15 protein-coding genes are annotated in these 15,682 nt (G+C 72.2%); 6 read left to right on the top strand and 9 right to left on the bottom strand.

Going from position 1 to position 15,682, the window contains the following annotated elements; translation table 11 throughout:
• Nucleotides 1-39 precede the first annotated feature (39 nt).
• Nucleotides 40-1,650 (top strand): LCP family protein, encoded by a 1,611-nt coding sequence (locus ACZ6KF_RS25595; protein ID WP_356628459.1) that lies wholly within the window; start codon nucleotides 40-42, stop codon nucleotides 1,648-1,650.
• Nucleotides 1,651-1,665: 15 nt separating this feature from the next.
• Here the strand turns inward: ACZ6KF_RS25595 and ACZ6KF_RS25590 are convergent, their stop codons facing one another.
• Nucleotides 1,666-2,709 (bottom strand): glycosyltransferase family 2 protein, encoded by a 1,044-nt coding sequence (locus tag ACZ6KF_RS25590; RefSeq protein WP_356628457.1) that lies wholly within the window; start codon nucleotides 2,707-2,709, stop codon nucleotides 1,666-1,668.
• A gap of 140 nt (nucleotides 2,710-2,849) precedes the next feature.
• On the opposite strand from ACZ6KF_RS25590, the gene ACZ6KF_RS25585 reads away from it, so the two are divergent.
• Nucleotides 2,850-4,301: an LCP family protein gene (locus ACZ6KF_RS25585; RefSeq protein WP_469240508.1), complete on the top strand. Its 1,452-nt coding sequence runs from the start codon at nucleotides 2,850-2,852 to the stop codon at nucleotides 4,299-4,301.
• 40 nt (nucleotides 4,302-4,341) lie between these two features.
• Here ACZ6KF_RS25585 and ACZ6KF_RS25580 read toward each other — a convergent pair whose 3' ends face one another.
• The gene (locus ACZ6KF_RS25580; protein WP_356628453.1) at nucleotides 4,342-4,908 is read right to left on the bottom strand and encodes an acyl-CoA thioesterase; all 567 of its coding nucleotides are present in this window, start codon (nucleotides 4,906-4,908) and stop codon (nucleotides 4,342-4,344) included.
• A 119-nt stretch (nucleotides 4,909-5,027) separates the two neighbouring features.
• On the opposite strand from ACZ6KF_RS25580, the gene ACZ6KF_RS25575 reads away from it, so the two are divergent.
• Complete coding sequence (locus ACZ6KF_RS25575; protein WP_469240506.1) at nucleotides 5,028-6,293, top strand: LCP family protein; 1,266 nt, start codon at nucleotides 5,028-5,030, stop codon at nucleotides 6,291-6,293.
• 82 nt (nucleotides 6,294-6,375) lie between these two features.
• Here ACZ6KF_RS25575 and ACZ6KF_RS25570 read toward each other — a convergent pair whose 3' ends face one another.
• Together ACZ6KF_RS25570 and ACZ6KF_RS25565 are read right to left on the bottom strand one after the other, a co-directional pair.
• A complete protein-coding gene (locus tag ACZ6KF_RS25570; protein WP_356628449.1) occupies nucleotides 6,376-6,738 on the bottom strand; it encodes a four-helix bundle copper-binding protein in 363 nt (120 codons plus the stop codon).
• Nucleotides 6,739-6,833: 95 nt separating this feature from the next.
• Nucleotides 6,834-7,991 carry an acyl-CoA dehydrogenase gene (locus tag ACZ6KF_RS25565; protein ID WP_469158756.1) on the bottom strand — a complete coding sequence of 386 codons (1,158 nt, stop codon included), beginning with the start codon at nucleotides 7,989-7,991 and terminating at the stop codon, nucleotides 6,834-6,836.
• A gap of 174 nt (nucleotides 7,992-8,165) precedes the next feature.
• On the opposite strand from ACZ6KF_RS25565, the gene ACZ6KF_RS25560 reads away from it, so the two are divergent.
• Nucleotides 8,166-9,509: a UDP-glucose dehydrogenase family protein gene (locus ACZ6KF_RS25560; RefSeq protein WP_356628445.1), complete on the top strand. Its 1,344-nt coding sequence runs from the start codon at nucleotides 8,166-8,168 to the stop codon at nucleotides 9,507-9,509.
• A gap of 304 nt (nucleotides 9,510-9,813) precedes the next feature.
• Here ACZ6KF_RS25560 and ACZ6KF_RS25555 read toward each other — a convergent pair whose 3' ends face one another.
• Nucleotides 9,814-10,320, bottom strand: coding sequence for a CGNR zinc finger domain-containing protein (locus tag ACZ6KF_RS25555; RefSeq protein ID WP_356628443.1), 507 nt, complete (start codon nucleotides 10,318-10,320; stop codon nucleotides 9,814-9,816).
• A gap of 95 nt (nucleotides 10,321-10,415) precedes the next feature.
• On the opposite strand from ACZ6KF_RS25555, the gene ACZ6KF_RS25550 reads away from it, so the two are divergent.
• Together ACZ6KF_RS25550 and ACZ6KF_RS25545 are read left to right on the top strand one after the other, a co-directional pair.
• Entirely contained in the window at nucleotides 10,416-10,775 is a 360-nt protein-coding gene (locus ACZ6KF_RS25550; protein ID WP_469240504.1) for a VOC family protein, read from the top strand.
• Between the two features lie 16 nt (nucleotides 10,776-10,791).
• Nucleotides 10,792-11,178, top strand: a complete 387-nt coding sequence (locus ACZ6KF_RS25545; RefSeq protein WP_356628439.1) for a VOC family protein — start codon at nucleotides 10,792-10,794, stop codon at nucleotides 11,176-11,178.
• Between the two features lie 76 nt (nucleotides 11,179-11,254).
• Here ACZ6KF_RS25545 and ACZ6KF_RS25540 read toward each other — a convergent pair whose 3' ends face one another.
• The 4 genes from ACZ6KF_RS25540 to ACZ6KF_RS25525 all read right to left on the bottom strand — a co-directional run bounded on the left by ACZ6KF_RS25540 (nucleotide 11,255) and on the right by ACZ6KF_RS25525 (nucleotide 15,559).
• Nucleotides 11,255-12,475, bottom strand: coding sequence for a dipeptidase (locus ACZ6KF_RS25540; RefSeq protein WP_469240502.1), 1,221 nt, complete (start codon nucleotides 12,473-12,475; stop codon nucleotides 11,255-11,257).
• A 166-nt stretch (nucleotides 12,476-12,641) separates the two neighbouring features.
• Nucleotides 12,642-13,820: a dipeptidase gene (locus ACZ6KF_RS25535; protein ID WP_469240500.1), complete on the bottom strand. Its 1,179-nt coding sequence runs from the start codon at nucleotides 13,818-13,820 to the stop codon at nucleotides 12,642-12,644.
• 78 nt (nucleotides 13,821-13,898) lie between these two features.
• The gene (gene purE, locus ACZ6KF_RS25530; protein WP_356628433.1) at nucleotides 13,899-14,423 is read right to left on the bottom strand and encodes a 5-(carboxyamino)imidazole ribonucleotide mutase; all 525 of its coding nucleotides are present in this window, start codon (nucleotides 14,421-14,423) and stop codon (nucleotides 13,899-13,901) included.
• The gene (locus ACZ6KF_RS25525) at nucleotides 14,420-15,559 is read right to left on the bottom strand and encodes a 5-(carboxyamino)imidazole ribonucleotide synthase (protein WP_356628431.1); all 1,140 of its coding nucleotides are present in this window, start codon (nucleotides 15,557-15,559) and stop codon (nucleotides 14,420-14,422) included. Before ACZ6KF_RS25525 ends, purE begins: the two co-directional genes overlap by 4 nt.
• Nucleotides 15,560-15,682 lie beyond the last annotated feature (123 nt).

Here is a 15,682-nt window from a genome sequence, read left to right as displayed (position 1 = left end):
AGCAGCGTGCGGGGGGACGTGCCTGCGGTGGAGGAGACGATGTCCCTGACACCGCAGGACCAGGAACAGGACCAGGGGCAGGACGAGAGCGAGAAGGACGGGGATCCGGCCGCCGGCGGCGCCAGACACGGCGGCCGGCGGGGCGGGGGCCGCCGCGGCGCCGACCACCGGGCGCGCCGGCGCAGGGTGCTGCGCTGGAGCGCGACGTTCCTGGCGGTGGTGATGGCCGGCACCGCGGGCGCGGGCTATCTCTACTACGAGCACCTCAACAGCAACATCAAGAAGGAAGAGCTCAACCTCGGCGACAACAAGGTCGCCAAGCCGACGCCGAACGCCGCGGGCCAGACCCCGCTCAACATCCTGCTGATCGGCTCGGACGCCCGCGACAACGCCGAGAACCAGAAGCTCGGCGGCGCGAGGGAGACGTTCAACGGCCCGCCGCTCGCCGACGTCCAGATGCTGCTGCACGTCTCGGCCGACCGCTCCCACATATCGGTCGTGAGCATGCCGCGCGACACCCTGGTGATGATCCCCAAGTGCACCGACCCGGACACGGGCGAGGTGTACGAGGCGAGCACGGTGCCGGTGGCGACGAACCGGAGCCTGCAGAACGGCGGCCCCGGCTGCACGGTGGCCACCTGGCAGGAGCTGACCGGCATCCACATCGACCACTTCATGATGATCGACTTCGCGGGCGTGGTGTCGATGGCCGACGCGATCGGCGGCGTCCCGGTGTGCGTCGAGGACAACGTGTACTCCCGCGACGCACGCGGCCGCGGCTCCGGGCTGAGGCTGAGGGAGGGCACCACCAAGGTCAAGGGCGAGCAGGCCCTGCAGTGGCTGCGCACCCGCTACGGCTTCGGCGACAACAGCGACCTGTACCGGGCCAAGGCGCAGCACATGTACATGAACGCGATGGTCCGCCAGCTGCGCGCGGAGGCCCGGCTCAGCAACCCCAACTCGCTGCGCAAGCTGGCCGAGGCGGCGACGCAGGCGCTCACCGTCGACGAGGGCCTGGGCACCATCAAGAAGATGTACGACCTCGCCGCCGACCTCCAGCAGGTGCCGACCGACCGGATCACCATGACGACGATGCCCAACCGGCTCGTCGGCAACCAGGTCGAGCCGACCGAGGACGCCGAGACGGTGTTCCGGATGGTGCGCGAGGACATCGCCCTCGACGGCAAGGACAAGAAGAAGACGCCCCGCGCGGAACCGGAGCCGTCGGACCCGGCCGCGGCGGACGGGGAGATCGCGGTGCAGGTCCGCAACGGCACCGCCACCGACACCCTGCTCGCCGCTTCGGGGCGGGCCAACACGGTCGCCGGACTGCTCGTCGACGAGGGCTTCGCGCAGGCCGCCGCGGACACCTCGGCCTGGCCGGGCCAGGAGACGACGACGGTCCGCTACCCGAGCGCCGACCTGGAGGGCGACGCCCGCCGGGTGGCCGAGGCCCTCGGCATCCCGGCGAGCGCGGTGAAGAAGTCCACGGAGGTCTCCGGCGTCACGCTGACCGTCGGCGCCGACTGGCGCGAGGGCACGGCGTACGAGGCGCCGGAGAAGGAGGACAGGACGCCGGAGTCGGCCGGGGCGCTCAACGCCTCCGACACCTCGGCGTGCATGCCGGTGAACCCGAACTACACGTTCTGAGCCCCGGGTCGGTGCTCAGCCCGCCGCGCTGTCGGAGGAGCTGAGCACCGCCGGCCGGCGGGAGGCGATGACCCGCCTGGCCAGGGAGCGCGGGCTGGTCAGGAAGCCGTACCCCCACGACATGTGCATGGTGGCCAGCGCCACGGGGATCTGCAGGCGAGCCTTCAGCGGCAGCCCCTTGCCCGCCGGAACCGAGCCCGCGACGATCGCCGCGAGGTAGCCGCCGGGGATCACGAAGCCCCACGGGGTCAGTACGGCGCCCACGACCAGTCCGGCCGCGATCGCGCACACGGCCGTCGGCGGGGCGAGGTAGCGCAGGTTGATGGAGCCGGCGTGGTAGCGGGCGACGACGTGCCGCCAACGGCCGTAGTCCTTGTACTGCTTGGCCAGCGCGCGCACGCTCGGCCGGGGCCGGTAGGAGACCTTCAGCTCGGGCGAGAACCAGATCAGGCCGCCCGCCTCGCGGATGCGGAAGTTCAGCTCCCAGTCCTGGGCGCGGATGAACTCCTCGTTGTAGCCGCCCTGCTGCTCCAGCGCCTCGCGCCGGAACACGCCGAGGTAGACCGTCTCGGCGGGGCCGGCCTCGCCGCCGGTGTGGAAGGCGGCGTTGCCGACGCCGATCCTCGACGTCATGGCGGCGGCGACCGCGTGCTCCCAGTCGCTTTCTCCCTCGGCGTGCATGATGCCGCCGACGTTCTGCGCGCCGGTCTCCTCCAGCAGCCGTACGGCCGTGGCGATGTAGTTCGGCGACAGCATGCCGTGCCCGTCGACGCGGACCACGATCGGGTGGCGGGAGGCCCTGATCGCGGCGTTGAGCGCGGCGGGCGTGCGGCCCGTGGGGTTCGGGACGGTGTGCACGCGCGGGTCCTCGCGCACCAGTTCGGCGGCGATCTCGTCCGTGCGGTCCGTGGACGGACCGAGGGCGATCACGACCTCCATCTCGCCGGCGTACTCCTGGGCGAGGATCGCGTGGACGGCGCCGCGCAGATGCCGCTCCTCGTTGAGGACGGGCATGATCACGGACACGGCGGGGAGCTGCACGTCGGGCTTGGCGTTCATAGGACGCTCACGTTACCGCGAACGGGGGACAGCGGTGCGCCCCGCCGGGGCCGCTGCGCCGGACCGCAGATCGTATCGGCCTACGGTGCTCACGGCTCGTGCGTACGGCCGCAGCGCTTGTCCCAGCGGAGGTGTTCCCCATGCCCAGCACACCGCCCCGGCCCCCGGTCCGGTCGCGACCGAGGGGGGCGGCCCGGCCGCCCGTCCGGCGCGGGAGGCCGCGCTGGGCCGTCCGGGCGGTGACCACGCTGTCGGTGGCGATCCTCGCCTCCGCCGGGATCGGCCACGCGGTGATCAGCAGCCTGGACGCGGACATCGACCGGGTCGACGCCTTCAAGGACATGAAGAACCGGCCGCGCGCCGGGCACGGCATGAACGTGCTGCTGGTCGGCACGGACGGCCGGGAGCGGATCGGCGAGGCCGAGCGGCGCAGGTACCGGCTGGGCGGTGAGCCCTGCCACTGCACCGACACGATCATGATCGTGCACATCTCCGAGGACCGGAACCGGGCGAGCGTGGTCAGCCTGCCGCGCGACTCCTACGCCGAACTGCCCGCGCACACCGACCGCGTCACCGGCGAGCGGCACGCGGCGCACCCGGTGAAGCTGAACGCCGCGTACGCCGAGGGCGGTCCGCAGCTGACCGTGCGGACGGTGGAGCAGATGACCCGGGTGAAGATCGACCACTACGTGGAGGTCGACTTCGGCAGCTTCATGAAGACGGTGGACGTGCTCGGCGGGGTGCGGATCTGCACCGCCCGGCCGCTGAAGGACTCCTACACGGGCCTGGACCTGCCCGCCGGGACGCACCGGCTCTCCGGCGGGCAGGCGCTCCAGTACGTGCGCGCCCGCTACGTCGACGGGGCCTCCGACCTCGGCCGGATGCAGCGCCAGCAGCGCTTCCTGGCGGCGCTGATCGACCGGTCGACGTCCTCGGGGGTGCTGCTGAACCCGATGAAGTTCCGGGACGTGACCCGGGCCGTGCTGGGCTCGGTGCGGGCGGACAAGGGCTTCGGCGCGGGCGAACTGCTGGACCTGGGCCGGGCGATGCGGAACTTCTCGCCCTCCTCGTCGGAGTTCGCCACCGTGCCGATCGGGCAGATGGCCTACCCCGTGAAGGGCCTCGGCTCGACGCTGAAGTGGGACCCCGTCAAGGCCGGCCGGATCTTCCGCGCGCTGCGCGACGACAAGCCGCTGTCCTCCGCCCGGCCCCGCACCCGCCCGTCGGCGCCCGTGGAGGTGGCCCCGCGGCAGATCCTGGTCCAGGTCGAGAACGGCACCCGGACCCCGGGGCTGGGCCGCCGGGTCGACGCCGCCCTCACCGCGGCCGGCTTCCGCACCACCCACCGCGCGACCAGCGCGGCCGACCCGTCCGCGCGCCGCACGGTCATCTCCTACGACCCCCGCTGGGACCGCTCGGCCAGGACCCTCGCGGCGGCCTTCCCCGGCAGCGTCCTGCGCCCCGTCGCGGGCCAGGGCGCCACGCTCAAGGTCACCGTCGGCACCGACTTCCGCGAGGTGCGCGCGGTGCGCGTCACGGGGACGCAGGAGGAGCCGGGGGTGGTCCGGGGGGACGAGGTGAGCTGCGGCTGAGGCGGTCGCGCGGCGCCTGCGGGCCGCCGTGACGGAACGCTCAGTCCTCGATGCCCTCCGCCGCGCGCTTCTCGCGCAGCTCCTTGATGGCGCGGCGGCGGGCCAGGCGGTGGGTGCGGCGGATCTGGGCCTCCTGGTAGCGGCGCTTGTCGCGTTCCGACTCCGGGATCACCGGCGGGACCGCGCGCGGCCTGCCGTCGGCGTCGACGGCGGCGAAGACGAGGTAGGCGGAGCCGACCTGGGTCGGCGGGGCGGACTCGTTCCAGCGTTCCGCCAGGACCCGGACGCCGACCTCCATCGAGGTCCGCCCGGTCCAGTTGACCTGGGCCTTCACATGGACCAGGTCGCCGACGCGGACCGGTTCGAGGAACACCATCTCGTCCATGGACGCCGTGACCGCGGGGCCGCCGCTGTGCCGGCCGGCCACCGCGCCCGCCGCGTCGTCCACCAGCTTCATGATCACACCGCCGTGCACCGTGCCGAGCAGGTTGGTGTCGTTGTGGGTCATGATGTGGCTGAGAGTGGTCCGGGAGGCCGAGGTCGGCTTGCCCGGTATGCCGGAGGTGTCGGAGGTCGTCCGCTCTGCGGCGCTGGCCTGGTCTGTCATGGCCTCCACCTTATGCCGAAGCGACAACTCGGGACTTTGTGTCAGCTTCGCAACAGCACCGGCCCTATTTTCCGCCAGGCCTTGTGAGGCACACACCCGCGACCGGCACACTGGGGCCCATGAATGACTGGCCCCAGGGATGGTCCGACGACAACCGCGGCACCGGCTACGGACGCGGCAGCACGGGCGCGCAGCCGGAAGGCGCCCGCGTGATGCGCCAGGTGCAGCGCGGCCCGGCGGCCCCGCACTCCGGGGACCAGGCCGGAGCGCCGTACGGCGGCATCCCGCAGCAGCCGTCGTACGTCGACGGCCAGGGACACGACGGGTACGACAGCGGCTACAACACCGGCCAGGTCTACGGCGGCGGCCCCGCCGGTCCCGCCGGCGGCGGCGCCCCGCGGCCCGCGCCGAACTGGCGGCGCCGGATCAAGGTGACGGCGATCACCATGGCGACCGTGCTGATCGTCACACTCGTCGGCACCTACTTCTGGGCGGACTCCAAGCTCAACCGCGAGGTCGACCTCGCGACGGTCATCGACCGGCCCGAGAAGGGCGAGGGCACCAACTACCTCATCGTCGGCTCCGACAGCCGCGCGGGCATGACCGACGAGGAGAAGAAGAAGCTGCACACCGGGTCCGCCGAGGGCAAGCGCACGGACTCGATGATGATCCTGCACACCGGCGACAACGGCCCGACCCTGATCTCCCTGCCCCGCGACTCCAACGTCACGATCCCCGCGTTCAAGGGCTCCGAGTCGGGCAAGGTCCGCGCCGCGATGGGCGCGAACAAGCTGAACGCGGCCTACTCGATCGACGGGCCCACGCTGCTGGTGCGCACGGTCGAGTTCAACACCGGCCTGCACATCGACCACTACGTCGAGATCGGCTTCGCCGGCTTCGCGAACATCGTGGACGCGGTCGGCGGCGTCGAGATGGACATCCCGCAGGACATCAAGGACTCCAAGTCCGGCGCCGACTTCAAGAAGGGCAAGCAGACGCTGAACGGCGAGGAGGCCCTCGCCTTCGTCCGCACCCGCTACGCCCTCGCCGGCTCCGACCTGGACCGCACCAAGAACCAGCAGAAGTTCCTCTCCGCCCTCGCCAACCAGGTGGCCACCCCGAGCACGGTCCTCAATCCCTTCAAGCTCTACCCGACGATGGGCGCCGGCCTGGACTCGCTCGTCGTCGACAAGGACATGGGCCTGTGGGACCTGGCGTCCATGTTCTGGGCGATGAAGGGCGTCAGCGGCGGCGACGGCAAGTCCATGAACATGCCGATCGCGGGCAACGCCCCCAACGGCAACCTCGCCTGGGACATGACCAAGGTGAAGACGCTGGTGAACCAGCTCAAGAACGACGAGAAGGTCACCGTCTCCGCGAACTGACGCGACGTGAACGAGGCATGAGGAGGGCGCGCCCCGCAGGGGGCGCGCCCTCCTTCACGTCCGGCGCCTCACATCCGGCGCCTCACATCGCGGCGCCCGCCATCGCGCGGCACGACTCCGCACAGCGGCGGCACGCCTCGGCGCACCGCATCATCTGCGGATCGTCCGGCATGGCCATGCAGGCCTCCGCGCACCTGTCGCAGGCCGTCGCGCACATGGCGCACATCTCGCCGGACATCGACGAGCGGCGCATCATCATGTCCGCGCACATGCGGGTGGTGTCGGCGCAGTCCATCAGCGCGCGCATGACCTGCATCTGGGCCTGGCCGCCCCGCTGCATACAGGAGCTCATCGTCTCCTCGCACACGCTGTGACACTCCATGCAGGCCCGCACGCAGTCCTGCATCTCCTGGCTCATCGGCGTCATGGTTCCGGGCTGGGTCATGGCTCCTCCTCGGGACGGGAGGCGGCCCGGCAGACCCGGACCGCCGCCCTTCCGTCGTACGCCCGTACTCACCCGTACGCCATTCGGGGAAGCCGTCAGGGCAGGTTGCGGGCCATGACGATGCGCTGGACCTGGTTCGTGCCCTCGTAGATCTGCGTGATCTTGGCGTCGCGCATCATGCGTTCGACCGGGTAGTCACGGGTGTACCCGTAGCCGCCGAGGAGCTGGACCGCGTCCGTGGTGACCTCCATCGCCACGTCCGAGGCGAAGCACTTGGCGGCGGCGCCCTGGAAGGTGAGGTCGGCGTCGCCGCGCTCGGACTTGGCCGCGGCGGCGTAGGTGAGCTGGCGGGCGGCCTCGATCTTCATGGCCATGTCGGCCAGCATGAACTGGATGCCCTGGAAGTCGGCGATCGGCTTGCCGAACTGCTTGCGCTCCTTGACGTAGCCCTTGGCGTAGTCGAGGGCGCCCTGGGCGATGCCGAGGGCCTGGGCGGCGATGGTGATGCGGGTGTGGTCCAGCGTCTTCATCGCCGTGGCGAAGCCGGTGCCCTCCGCGCCGATCATGCGGTCGGCGGGGATGCGGACGTTGTCGAGGTAGACCTCGCGGGTCGGGGAGCCCTTGATGCCGAGCTTCTTCTCGGGGGCGCCGAAGGAGACGCCCGGGTCCGACTTCTCCACGACGAACGCCGAGATGCCCTTGGAGCGCTTCTCGGGGTCGGTCACGGCCATCACCGTGTAGTACTCGGAGACGCCCGCGTTGGTGATCCAGCGCTTGACGCCGTTGAGCACGTAGTGGTCGCCGTCGCGGACGGCCTTCGTCTTCATGCCGGCCGCGTCGGAGCCCGCGTCCGGCTCGGAGAGGCAGTAGGAGAACATCGCGTCGCCCTTGGCGAGCGGCGTCATGTACTTCTTCTTCAGCTCCTCGGAGCCGGAGAGGATCACCGGCAGGGAGCCCAGCTTGTTCACCGCCGGGATCAGGGAGGAGGACGCGCAGACGCGGGCCACCTCCTCGATGACGATCACCGTGGCCAGCGCGTCGGCGCCCGCGCCGCCGTACGACTCCGGTACGTGCACGGCGTGCAGGTCGTTCGCGACCAGCGCGTCCAGCGCCTCCTGCGGGAAGCGGGCCTCCTCGTCCACCGCGGCGGCGTACGGGGCGATCTTCGCCTCCGCCAGCGAGCGGACGGCGTCGCGGAGCATCTGGTGCTCCTCGGACGGGCGGTACAGGTCGAAATCAGGCGAACCCGCCAAGACTCTCACGCTCCAAGGACGCTAATTACCGTTAAGTAATACAAAGTTTAGGGGCCCGCCCACAGGAGTGACAGGTGAGCTTGGCGACAGGGGAAACCTTGCCCGCGGAGGGGCTCCGACATGCCCCGACTATGCTCAGGCAGCGCACCGACGACGTCCACCCGGGAGTACCGCATGGCCCTCAAGATCACTGTGATCGGCACCGGCTATCTCGGCGCCACGCACGCCGCGGCCATGGCCGAACTGGGCTTCGAAGTGCTGGGCCTGGACGTCGTCCCGGAGAAGATCGAGACCCTGCGGCGCGGCGAGGTCCCGATGTACGAGCCGGGTCTCGAGGAACTGCTGCGCAAGCACGTCGCGGGCATCGAGGGGTCCAGCGGGCGGCTGCGGTTCACCACCGACTACGCCGAGGCCGCCGCGTTCGGCGACGTGCACTTCGTCTGTGTGAACACCCCGCAGAAGCACGGCGAGTACGCCTGCGACATGAGCTACGTGGACGCCGCGTTCGCCTCGCTCGCCCCGCACCTGACCGGGCCCGCCCTCGTCGTCGGCAAGTCCACGGTGCCCGTCGGCTCCGCCGACCGCCTCGCCGCCTACCTGGCCGAGCACGCCCCGGCCGGCGCGGACGCGGAGCTGGCCTGGAACCCGGAGTTCCTGCGCGAGGGCTTCGCCGTGCAGGACACCCTGCGCCCGGACCGGATCGTCGTCGGCGTACGCAGCGAGCGCGCCGAGAAGCTGCTGCGCGAGGTGTACGCCACCCCGGTCGCCGAGGGTTCGCCGTTCGTCGTCACCGACTTCCCGACCGCCGAGCTGGTGAAGACCGCCGCCAACTCCTTCCTGGCCACGAAGATCTCCTTCATCAACGCGATGGCGGAGGTCTGCGAGGCCGCCGGCGGCGACGTGGCCAGGCTGGCGGAGGCCATCGGGTACGACGACCGGATCGGCCGCAAATTCCTGCGGGCCGGCATCGGTTTCGGCGGCGGCTGTCTGCCCAAGGACATCCGGGCGTTCATGGCGCGCGCCGGTGAGCTGGGCGCGGACCAGGCGCTGACGTTCCTGCGCGAGATCGACTCGATCAACATGCGCCGGCGCGGCCAGATGGTGGAGATGGCCCGGGAGGCGCTGGGCGGCGGGGCGTTCCTGGGCCGGCGGGTCGCGGTGCTCGGCGCGACCTTCAAGCCCGACTCGGACGACGTGCGCGACTCGCCGGCGCTGAACGTCGCCGGACAGATCCACCTCCAGGGCGGGCAGGTGACGGTGTACGACCCGAAGGGCATGGACAACGCCCGCCGGCTGTTCCCGACGCTGGGCTACGCCGACTCGCCCGCGGAGGCCGCGCGGGGCGCCGACGTGGTGCTGCACCTGACCGAGTGGCGGGAGTTCCGGGAGCTGGACCCGGCGGCGCTGGGCGAGGTCGTGAAGGACCGCGTGATCCTCGACGGGCGTAACGCCCTGGACCCGGAGCTGTGGCGGCGGGCGGGGTGGACGTACCGGGCGATGGGGCGTCCGACCGCCTGAGCGGGCTCTCCCGGCCCGGCCGGAGGGTTCGGGCCGGTTCTCCCGGCCGGACCGGGGAGTCCTGGGCGGGCTTCCCGGCGTGATCGAGGCGTCTCCGGCCGGGTTCCCGACGTGATCGAGGCGTCCCCGGCCGGGTTCCCGACGTGATCGAGGCGTCCCCGGCCGGGTTCCCGGCGCGATCGAGGCGTCCCCGGCAGGTTTTCTCGGCGCGATCGAAAAGTGCGAAGACAAGTGACGCCGGTTCGGCCGAGGCTCAGTCGGCCGAACCGGCGTCTTCACGCATTCTGCACCACGCGCCGGGCGCTCAGGGCGCCTTCGCGCGGTACCTGCGCATCTTCGCGCGTGCCCCGCACACCGACATGGAGCACCAGCGGCCCCGTCCGGCGGGGCTGCGGTCGTAGTAGGCCCACAGGCAGCTGGGCATCTCGCAGGCCTTGAGCCGCTGCCAGGTGCCCGCCGTGAGCGCCTCGGCCACGGCGGCGGCCACCCGTGACAGCAGGGGGCCCGTGTCCAGGGGGGCGAGGCTCGCCGAGCCGTCCCGTTCGTCCACGGCGACGTACAGGGGCGCCCGCTCCAGCAGCCGGCCCAGCGGCGTCACCTCGCGGTGCGGGGGGTGCCCGGCGTGCGCGAGGCAGGCCGCGCGCAGGGACTCGCGCAGTTCCCGCACGTCCGGCAGGTCCTCTTCCCGTACGCCGAAGCGCGCCCGGCCCTCCGGTGTGTCGAGCGCGTCCCGTCCGGACTCCAGGTCGACGGTGTTGACCAGGGCCTCCACGAGGGCGAGGCCGCCGGGCGCGGGCGCTCTGTCATTCATGGTTGCGACGTTACCCCCCATGCGGGAGCATGAGGTAACCGTTACCGGTTACCCGGCATCTAGAGGTAACCGGACCCTCGATGAGGAGGAGAGCCATGGCCATCGCCGAACTCGGCCCCGTCGTTCTGGACTGCCCCGATCCGCGCGCACTCGCCGGCTTCTACGCCGAGGTGCTCGGCGGCACCGCGGAGGGCGACGACGAGTGGACCGACCTGAAGGTCCCCAGCGGCAGGGACCTGGCGTTCCAGGCCGCCCCGGGCTTCGTGCCGCCGAAGTGGCCGTCCGCCGAGCACTCCCAGCAGTTCCACCTGGACCTGCTGGTCAAGGACCTGGACGCGGCCGAGGAGGCCGTGCTCGCGCTCGGCGCCAAGGTGCTCGACGCCGACGACCGCTCACGCTCCTTCCGGGTTTACGCGGACCCGGCGGGACACCCGTTCTGTCTGTGCGCCTGCTGACCGGAGGAGATTCCCGATGACTTCCGCGGCCCGGTTCCGCTCGATCGTGCTCGACTGCCCCGACCCCCGTGCCCTCGCCCGCTTCTACGCCGGCGTCGTCGGGGGCGTCCCGGCCGAGGAGGACCCCGACTGGGTGGTGCTCCAGGTCCCCGGCGGCCCGCGGCTGTCCTTCCAGCGGGCCGAGGGGTTCACCCCGCCGGAGTGGCCGCGCGCCGACCGCAACTCCCAGCAGTTCCACATCGACTTCGACGCCGGCTCCACCTGGGAGGAGGTGGACGCGGCCGAGAAGCGGGTGCTGGAGCTGGGCGCCAAGGCCCTGGAGGCGGTCGACGACGATGACTTCCGGGTGTACGCCGACCCGGCGGGGCATCCGTTCTGCCTGTGCCGGATCGAGCATCCGTAGCAGGCCGCCCTGCGCCGGATCGAGCCCTCGTGACCGGTCAGCGGTCCCAGCCGGCTACCGGCCCTGACCCGGCCGCCTATCCGTCCAGGTCGGTGATCCGCGCCGTCGACGGCCCGCGCCGCTCCTGGGCGGCGCGGGCCGCGAAGTCGGCGCTGCGCAGCATCCGCTGGGCGTTCCCCCAGGTCAGCAGGGCCACGTCGGCGTCGCTCCAGCCCCGCCCGAGCAACTCGGCGACGAGGTACGGGTAGCGGGAGACGTCGGTCAGCTCCCTGGGGTGGGCGCAGTCGGCGTCGAAGGTGCCGGACAGGCCGACGCACTCGGCCCCCGCCAGGGCGCGCACGTGGTCGAGGTGATCGGCGACGTCCCGGACCGTCGGGCCGGTCTGCTCGGCGGTGAGCGGCACCATGCACAGGCCCTTGGCGGCGCCCAGCGCGGCGAGCAGGTCGTCGGGGAGGTTGGCGGGGTGGGGGCGCAGGGCGCGCGCGCCGGAACGGGCCCAGAGCACCGGCGCCTTGGAGGTGGCCAGCACGCGGTGCGCGGTCGCCTCGGAGGCGCCGGAGAGGTCGGCGAGCACGCCCAGGCGGTTCATCTCACGGACGACCTCCTCGCCGAAGCGGGTCAGTCCCGCATCGCCCGCCCAGGAGGTCCCGGCCAGGGTGAGCACGCGCACGCCGAGGGTGTGCAGGACCCGCAGCAGGGCGAGGGAGTCGTCGACGGCGACGGCGGAGGCGGGCCCGAGGAGGACGGCCGTGCGTCCGCAGGCGCCGACGTCGAGGACCTCGCCGGCGGTGCGGGCGGGGCGCAGCCCTTCGGGGTGGTCGCCGACGACCGAGCCGATCAGGTCCAGCTGCTCCAGGGTGGCGGACAGCGCCCGGCCGGGCGGGCCCTCGGGGAGCTGAAGGGCGCAGAACAGCGCGCCGACGTGGCCCTCGCGCAGCCGCGGCACGTCCGTGTCGATGTCGCTGACGCCCTCCTCCAGGTCGTACCAGGGCAGTCGGCCCAGCACCTGGGCCAGGCCGCTGTAGCCGTCGGCGACGGGGTGGGCGGCGAGCAGGACGCGGGCGCGTTCCAGGTCGGCGTCGTCCGCGGGGGCGGGCGGGCCGCAGGGGTGCGCCGGGCGGACCGCCGGGGGCGGGGGACCCGGCGGCTCGGTGCGCGCGGACGGCTCCACCGGCCCAGTCGGCTCCACCGGCCCAGTCGGCTCCGTCAGCCCGGACGGCTCCGTCAGCCGGGCCGACACCTCGAGTGCGCCGGCCTCGGCCGTCGTGGTCAGGTCGTCTTCCTGGAGGTCTGCCATGGCGGGGCTCCGTACCTGCGCGGCGTTCGCTGTACGGTCACCGTCGCACGCCCCGGCAGGCGTCTCCTGGTGGACGGGGCGTTCGGGGGTACGGTCGCGGTCCCCCGGTCCGGCCCGGCGCGGGTACGTCGGTGCCGCCCGGGCCGGTGGGACGGCCGCGACCTGTTCAGCCGTCGAGGTCCTCGATCGTGGCGTTGGACGGCCCGCGCCGGACGCGCAGGTCGCGGGCGACGTCCTCGGCGTCGCCGAGCACCCGGACCGCGTTCTGCCAGGTCAGCTTGGCCAGGTCGGGCCGGGACCAGCCGCGTTCCAGCAGTTCGGCGACGAGGTTCGGGTAGGAGGAGACGTCGACGAGTCCGTCGGGGGTGAAGGCGGTGCCGTCGTAGTCGCCGCCGATGCCGAGGTGGTCGACGCCGGCGACCTCGCGCATGTGGTCGAGGTGGTCGGCGACGGTGGCCACGGTGGCGACGGGGCGCGGGCGGCGCTCCTCGAACGCGCGGTGGACCCGCATCGCCTCGGGGGTGGTGTCGAGGGGGTGGAAGCCGTGGGCGCGCATGTTGTCGTCGGCGTCGGCCGTCCAGTCGACGGCGGCCTGGAGGACGAACTTCGGCACGAAGGTCACCATCGCCACTCCCCCGTTGGCGGGCAGCCGCTCCAGCACGTCGTCCGGGATGTTGCGGGGGTGGTCGCACACGGCCCGCGCGGAGGAATGGGAGAAGATCACCGGAGCGGCGGAGGTGTCCAGGGCGTCCCGCATGGTCGACGGGGCCACATGGGAGAGGTCGACCAGCATCCCCTCCCGGTTCATCTCGCGGACGACGGCGCGGCCGAAGGCGGACAGGCCGCCGACGCCGGGCGCGTCCGTCGCGGAGTCCGCCCAGTCGACGTTGTCGTTGTGGGTGAGGGTCAGGTAGCGCACGCCGAGCGCGTACAGGGCCCGCAGCGTGGCCAGCGAGTTGGCGATGGAGTGGCCGCCCTCGGCGCCCATCAGGGAGGCGATACGGCCCTCGGCGCGCGCCGCCTCCATGTCCGCGGCCGTCGCGGCGGGCGCCAGGTCGCGGGGGTGGCGGTCGAGCAGCTGCCGTACGCAGTCGATCTGCTCCAGCGTCGCCGGGACCGGGTCGGGCAGGTCCGAGCGGACGTACACCGACCAGAACTGCGCCCCGACCCCGCCGGCCCGCAGCCGGGGGATGTCGGTGTGCAGCCGGCCGCCCTGGTGGACGGCGATGTCCAGGGCGTCGAGGTCGTAGCGGGCCTTCTCGCGCAGCGCCCAGGGCAGGTCGTTGTGTCCGTCCGCCACCGGGAACTCGCGCAGCAGCGCGGTCGCCTCGTCCATCGCGGTCATCGCCGTCCCCCGTCTCGCTCGTCTGCTCGTCCGTCTGCCTGCTCGTCGGTGTGTCTGCCGGTCTTCCTGTCCGCTCGTCTACTTGCCGAACCCGAAGCCGTTGCCGGCGCCCTCGGCCTTGGCGCGCAGCCGCTTGCCCTTCTCGGTGGCCTGGTCGTTCAGCTCCTGCTGGAACTCCCGCATCCGGGCGAGGAGTTCCTCGTCGTGCGCGGCGAGGATGCGGGCGGCGAGCAGCCCGGCGTTGCGGGCGCCGGCGACGGAGACGGTGGCGACGGGGACGCCGGCCGGCATCTGCACGATGGACAGCAGCGAGTCCATGCCGTCCAGGTACTTCAGCGGCACCGGGACGCCGATGACGGGCAGCGGGGTGACGGAGGCGAGCATGCCCGGCAGGTGTGCCGCGCCGCCGGCGCCCGCGATGATCGCCTTGAGTCCGCGGTCGGCTGCCTGCTCGCCGTACGCGATCATCTCGCGGGGCATGCGGTGCGCGGAGACGACGTCGACCTCGTAGTCGATCTCGAACTCGTCCAGGGCCTTGGCGGCGGCCTCCATGACGGGCCAGTCCGAGTCGGACCCCATGACGATGCCAACGAGGGGGCTCATTCGGTGATCGTGCCTCTCAGGTAGCCGGCTGCGTGACGGGCGCGCTCCAGCACGTCGTCCAGGTCGTCGCCGTAGGTGTTGACGTGGCCGACCTTGCGTCCGGGCTTCACGTCCTTGCCGTACATGTGGATCTTCAGCTGGGGGTCGCGGGCCATGCAGTGCAGGTACGCGGAGTACATGTCCGGGTAGTCGCCGCCGAGGACGTTGACCATGACCGTCCACTTGGCGCGCGGGCGGGGGTCGCCCAGCGGCAGGTCGAGGACGGCGCGGACGTGGTTGGCGAACTGGCTGGTGATGGCGCCGTCCATGGACCAGTGGCCGGAGTTGTGGGGGCGCATCGCCAGTTCGTTGACGAGGATGCGGCCGTCGCGGGTCTGGAACAGCTCGACGGCGAGATGGCCCACGACGCCGAGTTCCTTGGCGACGGTCAGCGCGAGCCGCTCGGCCTTCAGGGCGAGGTCCTCGTCGAGGCCGGGGGCGGGCGCGATGACGGTGTCGCAGACGCCGTCGACCTGCCGCGACTCGACGACCGGGTAGGCCACGGCCTGGCCGTGCGGGGAGCGGACCACGTTGGCGGCCAGCTCGCGGACGTAGTCGACCTTCTCCTCGGCGAGGACGGGCACTCCGGCCCTGAACGGCTCGGCCGCCTCCTCGACGGAGTCCACGACCCACACGCCCTTGCCGTCGTAGCCGCCGCGCACGGTCTTGAGCACCACCGGGAAGCCGTCGCCCTCCGCGGCGAAGGCGGCCACGTCGGCCGGGTCGCTCACGATCCGGTGCCGGGGGCAGGGGATGCCGATCGCGTCGAGTTTCGCCCGCATCACCCCCTTGTCCTGGGCGTGCACCAGCGCGTCCGGGCCGGGGCGCACGGGGATGCCGTCCGCCTCCAGGGCCCGGAGGTGCTCGGTGGGCACGTGCTCGTGATCGAAGGTGATCACGTCGCAGCCGCGCGCGAAGGACCGCAGCGTCTCCAGGTCGCGGTAGTCGCCGACGACGACGTCGCCGACCACCTGCGCCGCGGAATCCTGCGGAGTGTCACTGAGGAGCTTGAACCTGATGCCGAGCGGGATGCCCGCCTCGTGTGTCATACGAGCGAGCTGGCCACCGCCGACCATGCCGACTACCGGAAACGTCACTCCCCCAGGGTATCCGGCGCGCCCGGACGGCCTGATTCCGGCTCTTTCCGCGACCGGCGTCACTCGGTCGCGGGCGATCACGAAGGGGCGATGGTTAGCATGGCTGGGTTGACGCATCCGACC

It is taken from the genome of Streptomyces sp. NPDC046379 (assembly GCF_055587785.1).
The sequence above is the reverse complement of the archived record's forward strand: the minus strand, read 5'-3'. Positions and strand labels throughout refer to the sequence as shown.

What these genes read in the sequence shown, in the direction of transcription:
- ACZ6KF_RS25590 (WP_356628457.1), bottom strand. Translation starts at nt 2,709, where the DNA reads ATGAACGCCAAGCCCGACGTGCAGCTCCCCGCCGTGTCCGTGATCATG.
- ACZ6KF_RS25595 (WP_356628459.1), top strand. Translation starts at nt 40, where the DNA reads ATGTCCCTGACACCGCAGGACCAGGAACAGGACCAGGGGCAGGACGAG.
- ACZ6KF_RS25585 (WP_469240508.1), top strand. Translation starts at nt 2,850, where the DNA reads ATGCCCAGCACACCGCCCCGGCCCCCGGTCCGGTCGCGACCGAGGGGG.
- ACZ6KF_RS25560 (WP_356628445.1), top strand. Translation starts at nt 8,166, where the DNA reads ATGGCCCTCAAGATCACTGTGATCGGCACCGGCTATCTCGGCGCCACG.
- ACZ6KF_RS25580 (WP_356628453.1), bottom strand. Translation starts at nt 4,908, where the DNA reads ATGACAGACCAGGCCAGCGCCGCAGAGCGGACGACCTCCGACACCTCC.
- purE (WP_356628433.1), bottom strand. Translation starts at nt 14,423, where the DNA reads ATGAGCCCCCTCGTTGGCATCGTCATGGGGTCCGACTCGGACTGGCCC.
- ACZ6KF_RS25550 (WP_469240504.1), top strand. Translation starts at nt 10,416, where the DNA reads ATGGCCATCGCCGAACTCGGCCCCGTCGTTCTGGACTGCCCCGATCCG.
- ACZ6KF_RS25545 (WP_356628439.1), top strand. Translation starts at nt 10,792, where the DNA reads ATGACTTCCGCGGCCCGGTTCCGCTCGATCGTGCTCGACTGCCCCGAC.
- ACZ6KF_RS25570 (WP_356628449.1), bottom strand. Translation starts at nt 6,738, where the DNA reads ATGACCCAGCCCGGAACCATGACGCCGATGAGCCAGGAGATGCAGGAC.
- ACZ6KF_RS25535 (WP_469240500.1), bottom strand. Translation starts at nt 13,820, where the DNA reads ATGACCGCGATGGACGAGGCGACCGCGCTGCTGCGCGAGTTCCCGGTG.
- ACZ6KF_RS25540 (WP_469240502.1), bottom strand. Translation starts at nt 12,475, where the DNA reads ATGGCAGACCTCCAGGAAGACGACCTGACCACGACGGCCGAGGCCGGC.
- ACZ6KF_RS25555 (WP_356628443.1), bottom strand. Translation starts at nt 10,320, where the DNA reads ATGAATGACAGAGCGCCCGCGCCCGGCGGCCTCGCCCTCGTGGAGGCC.
- ACZ6KF_RS25575 (WP_469240506.1), top strand. Translation starts at nt 5,028, where the DNA reads ATGAATGACTGGCCCCAGGGATGGTCCGACGACAACCGCGGCACCGGC.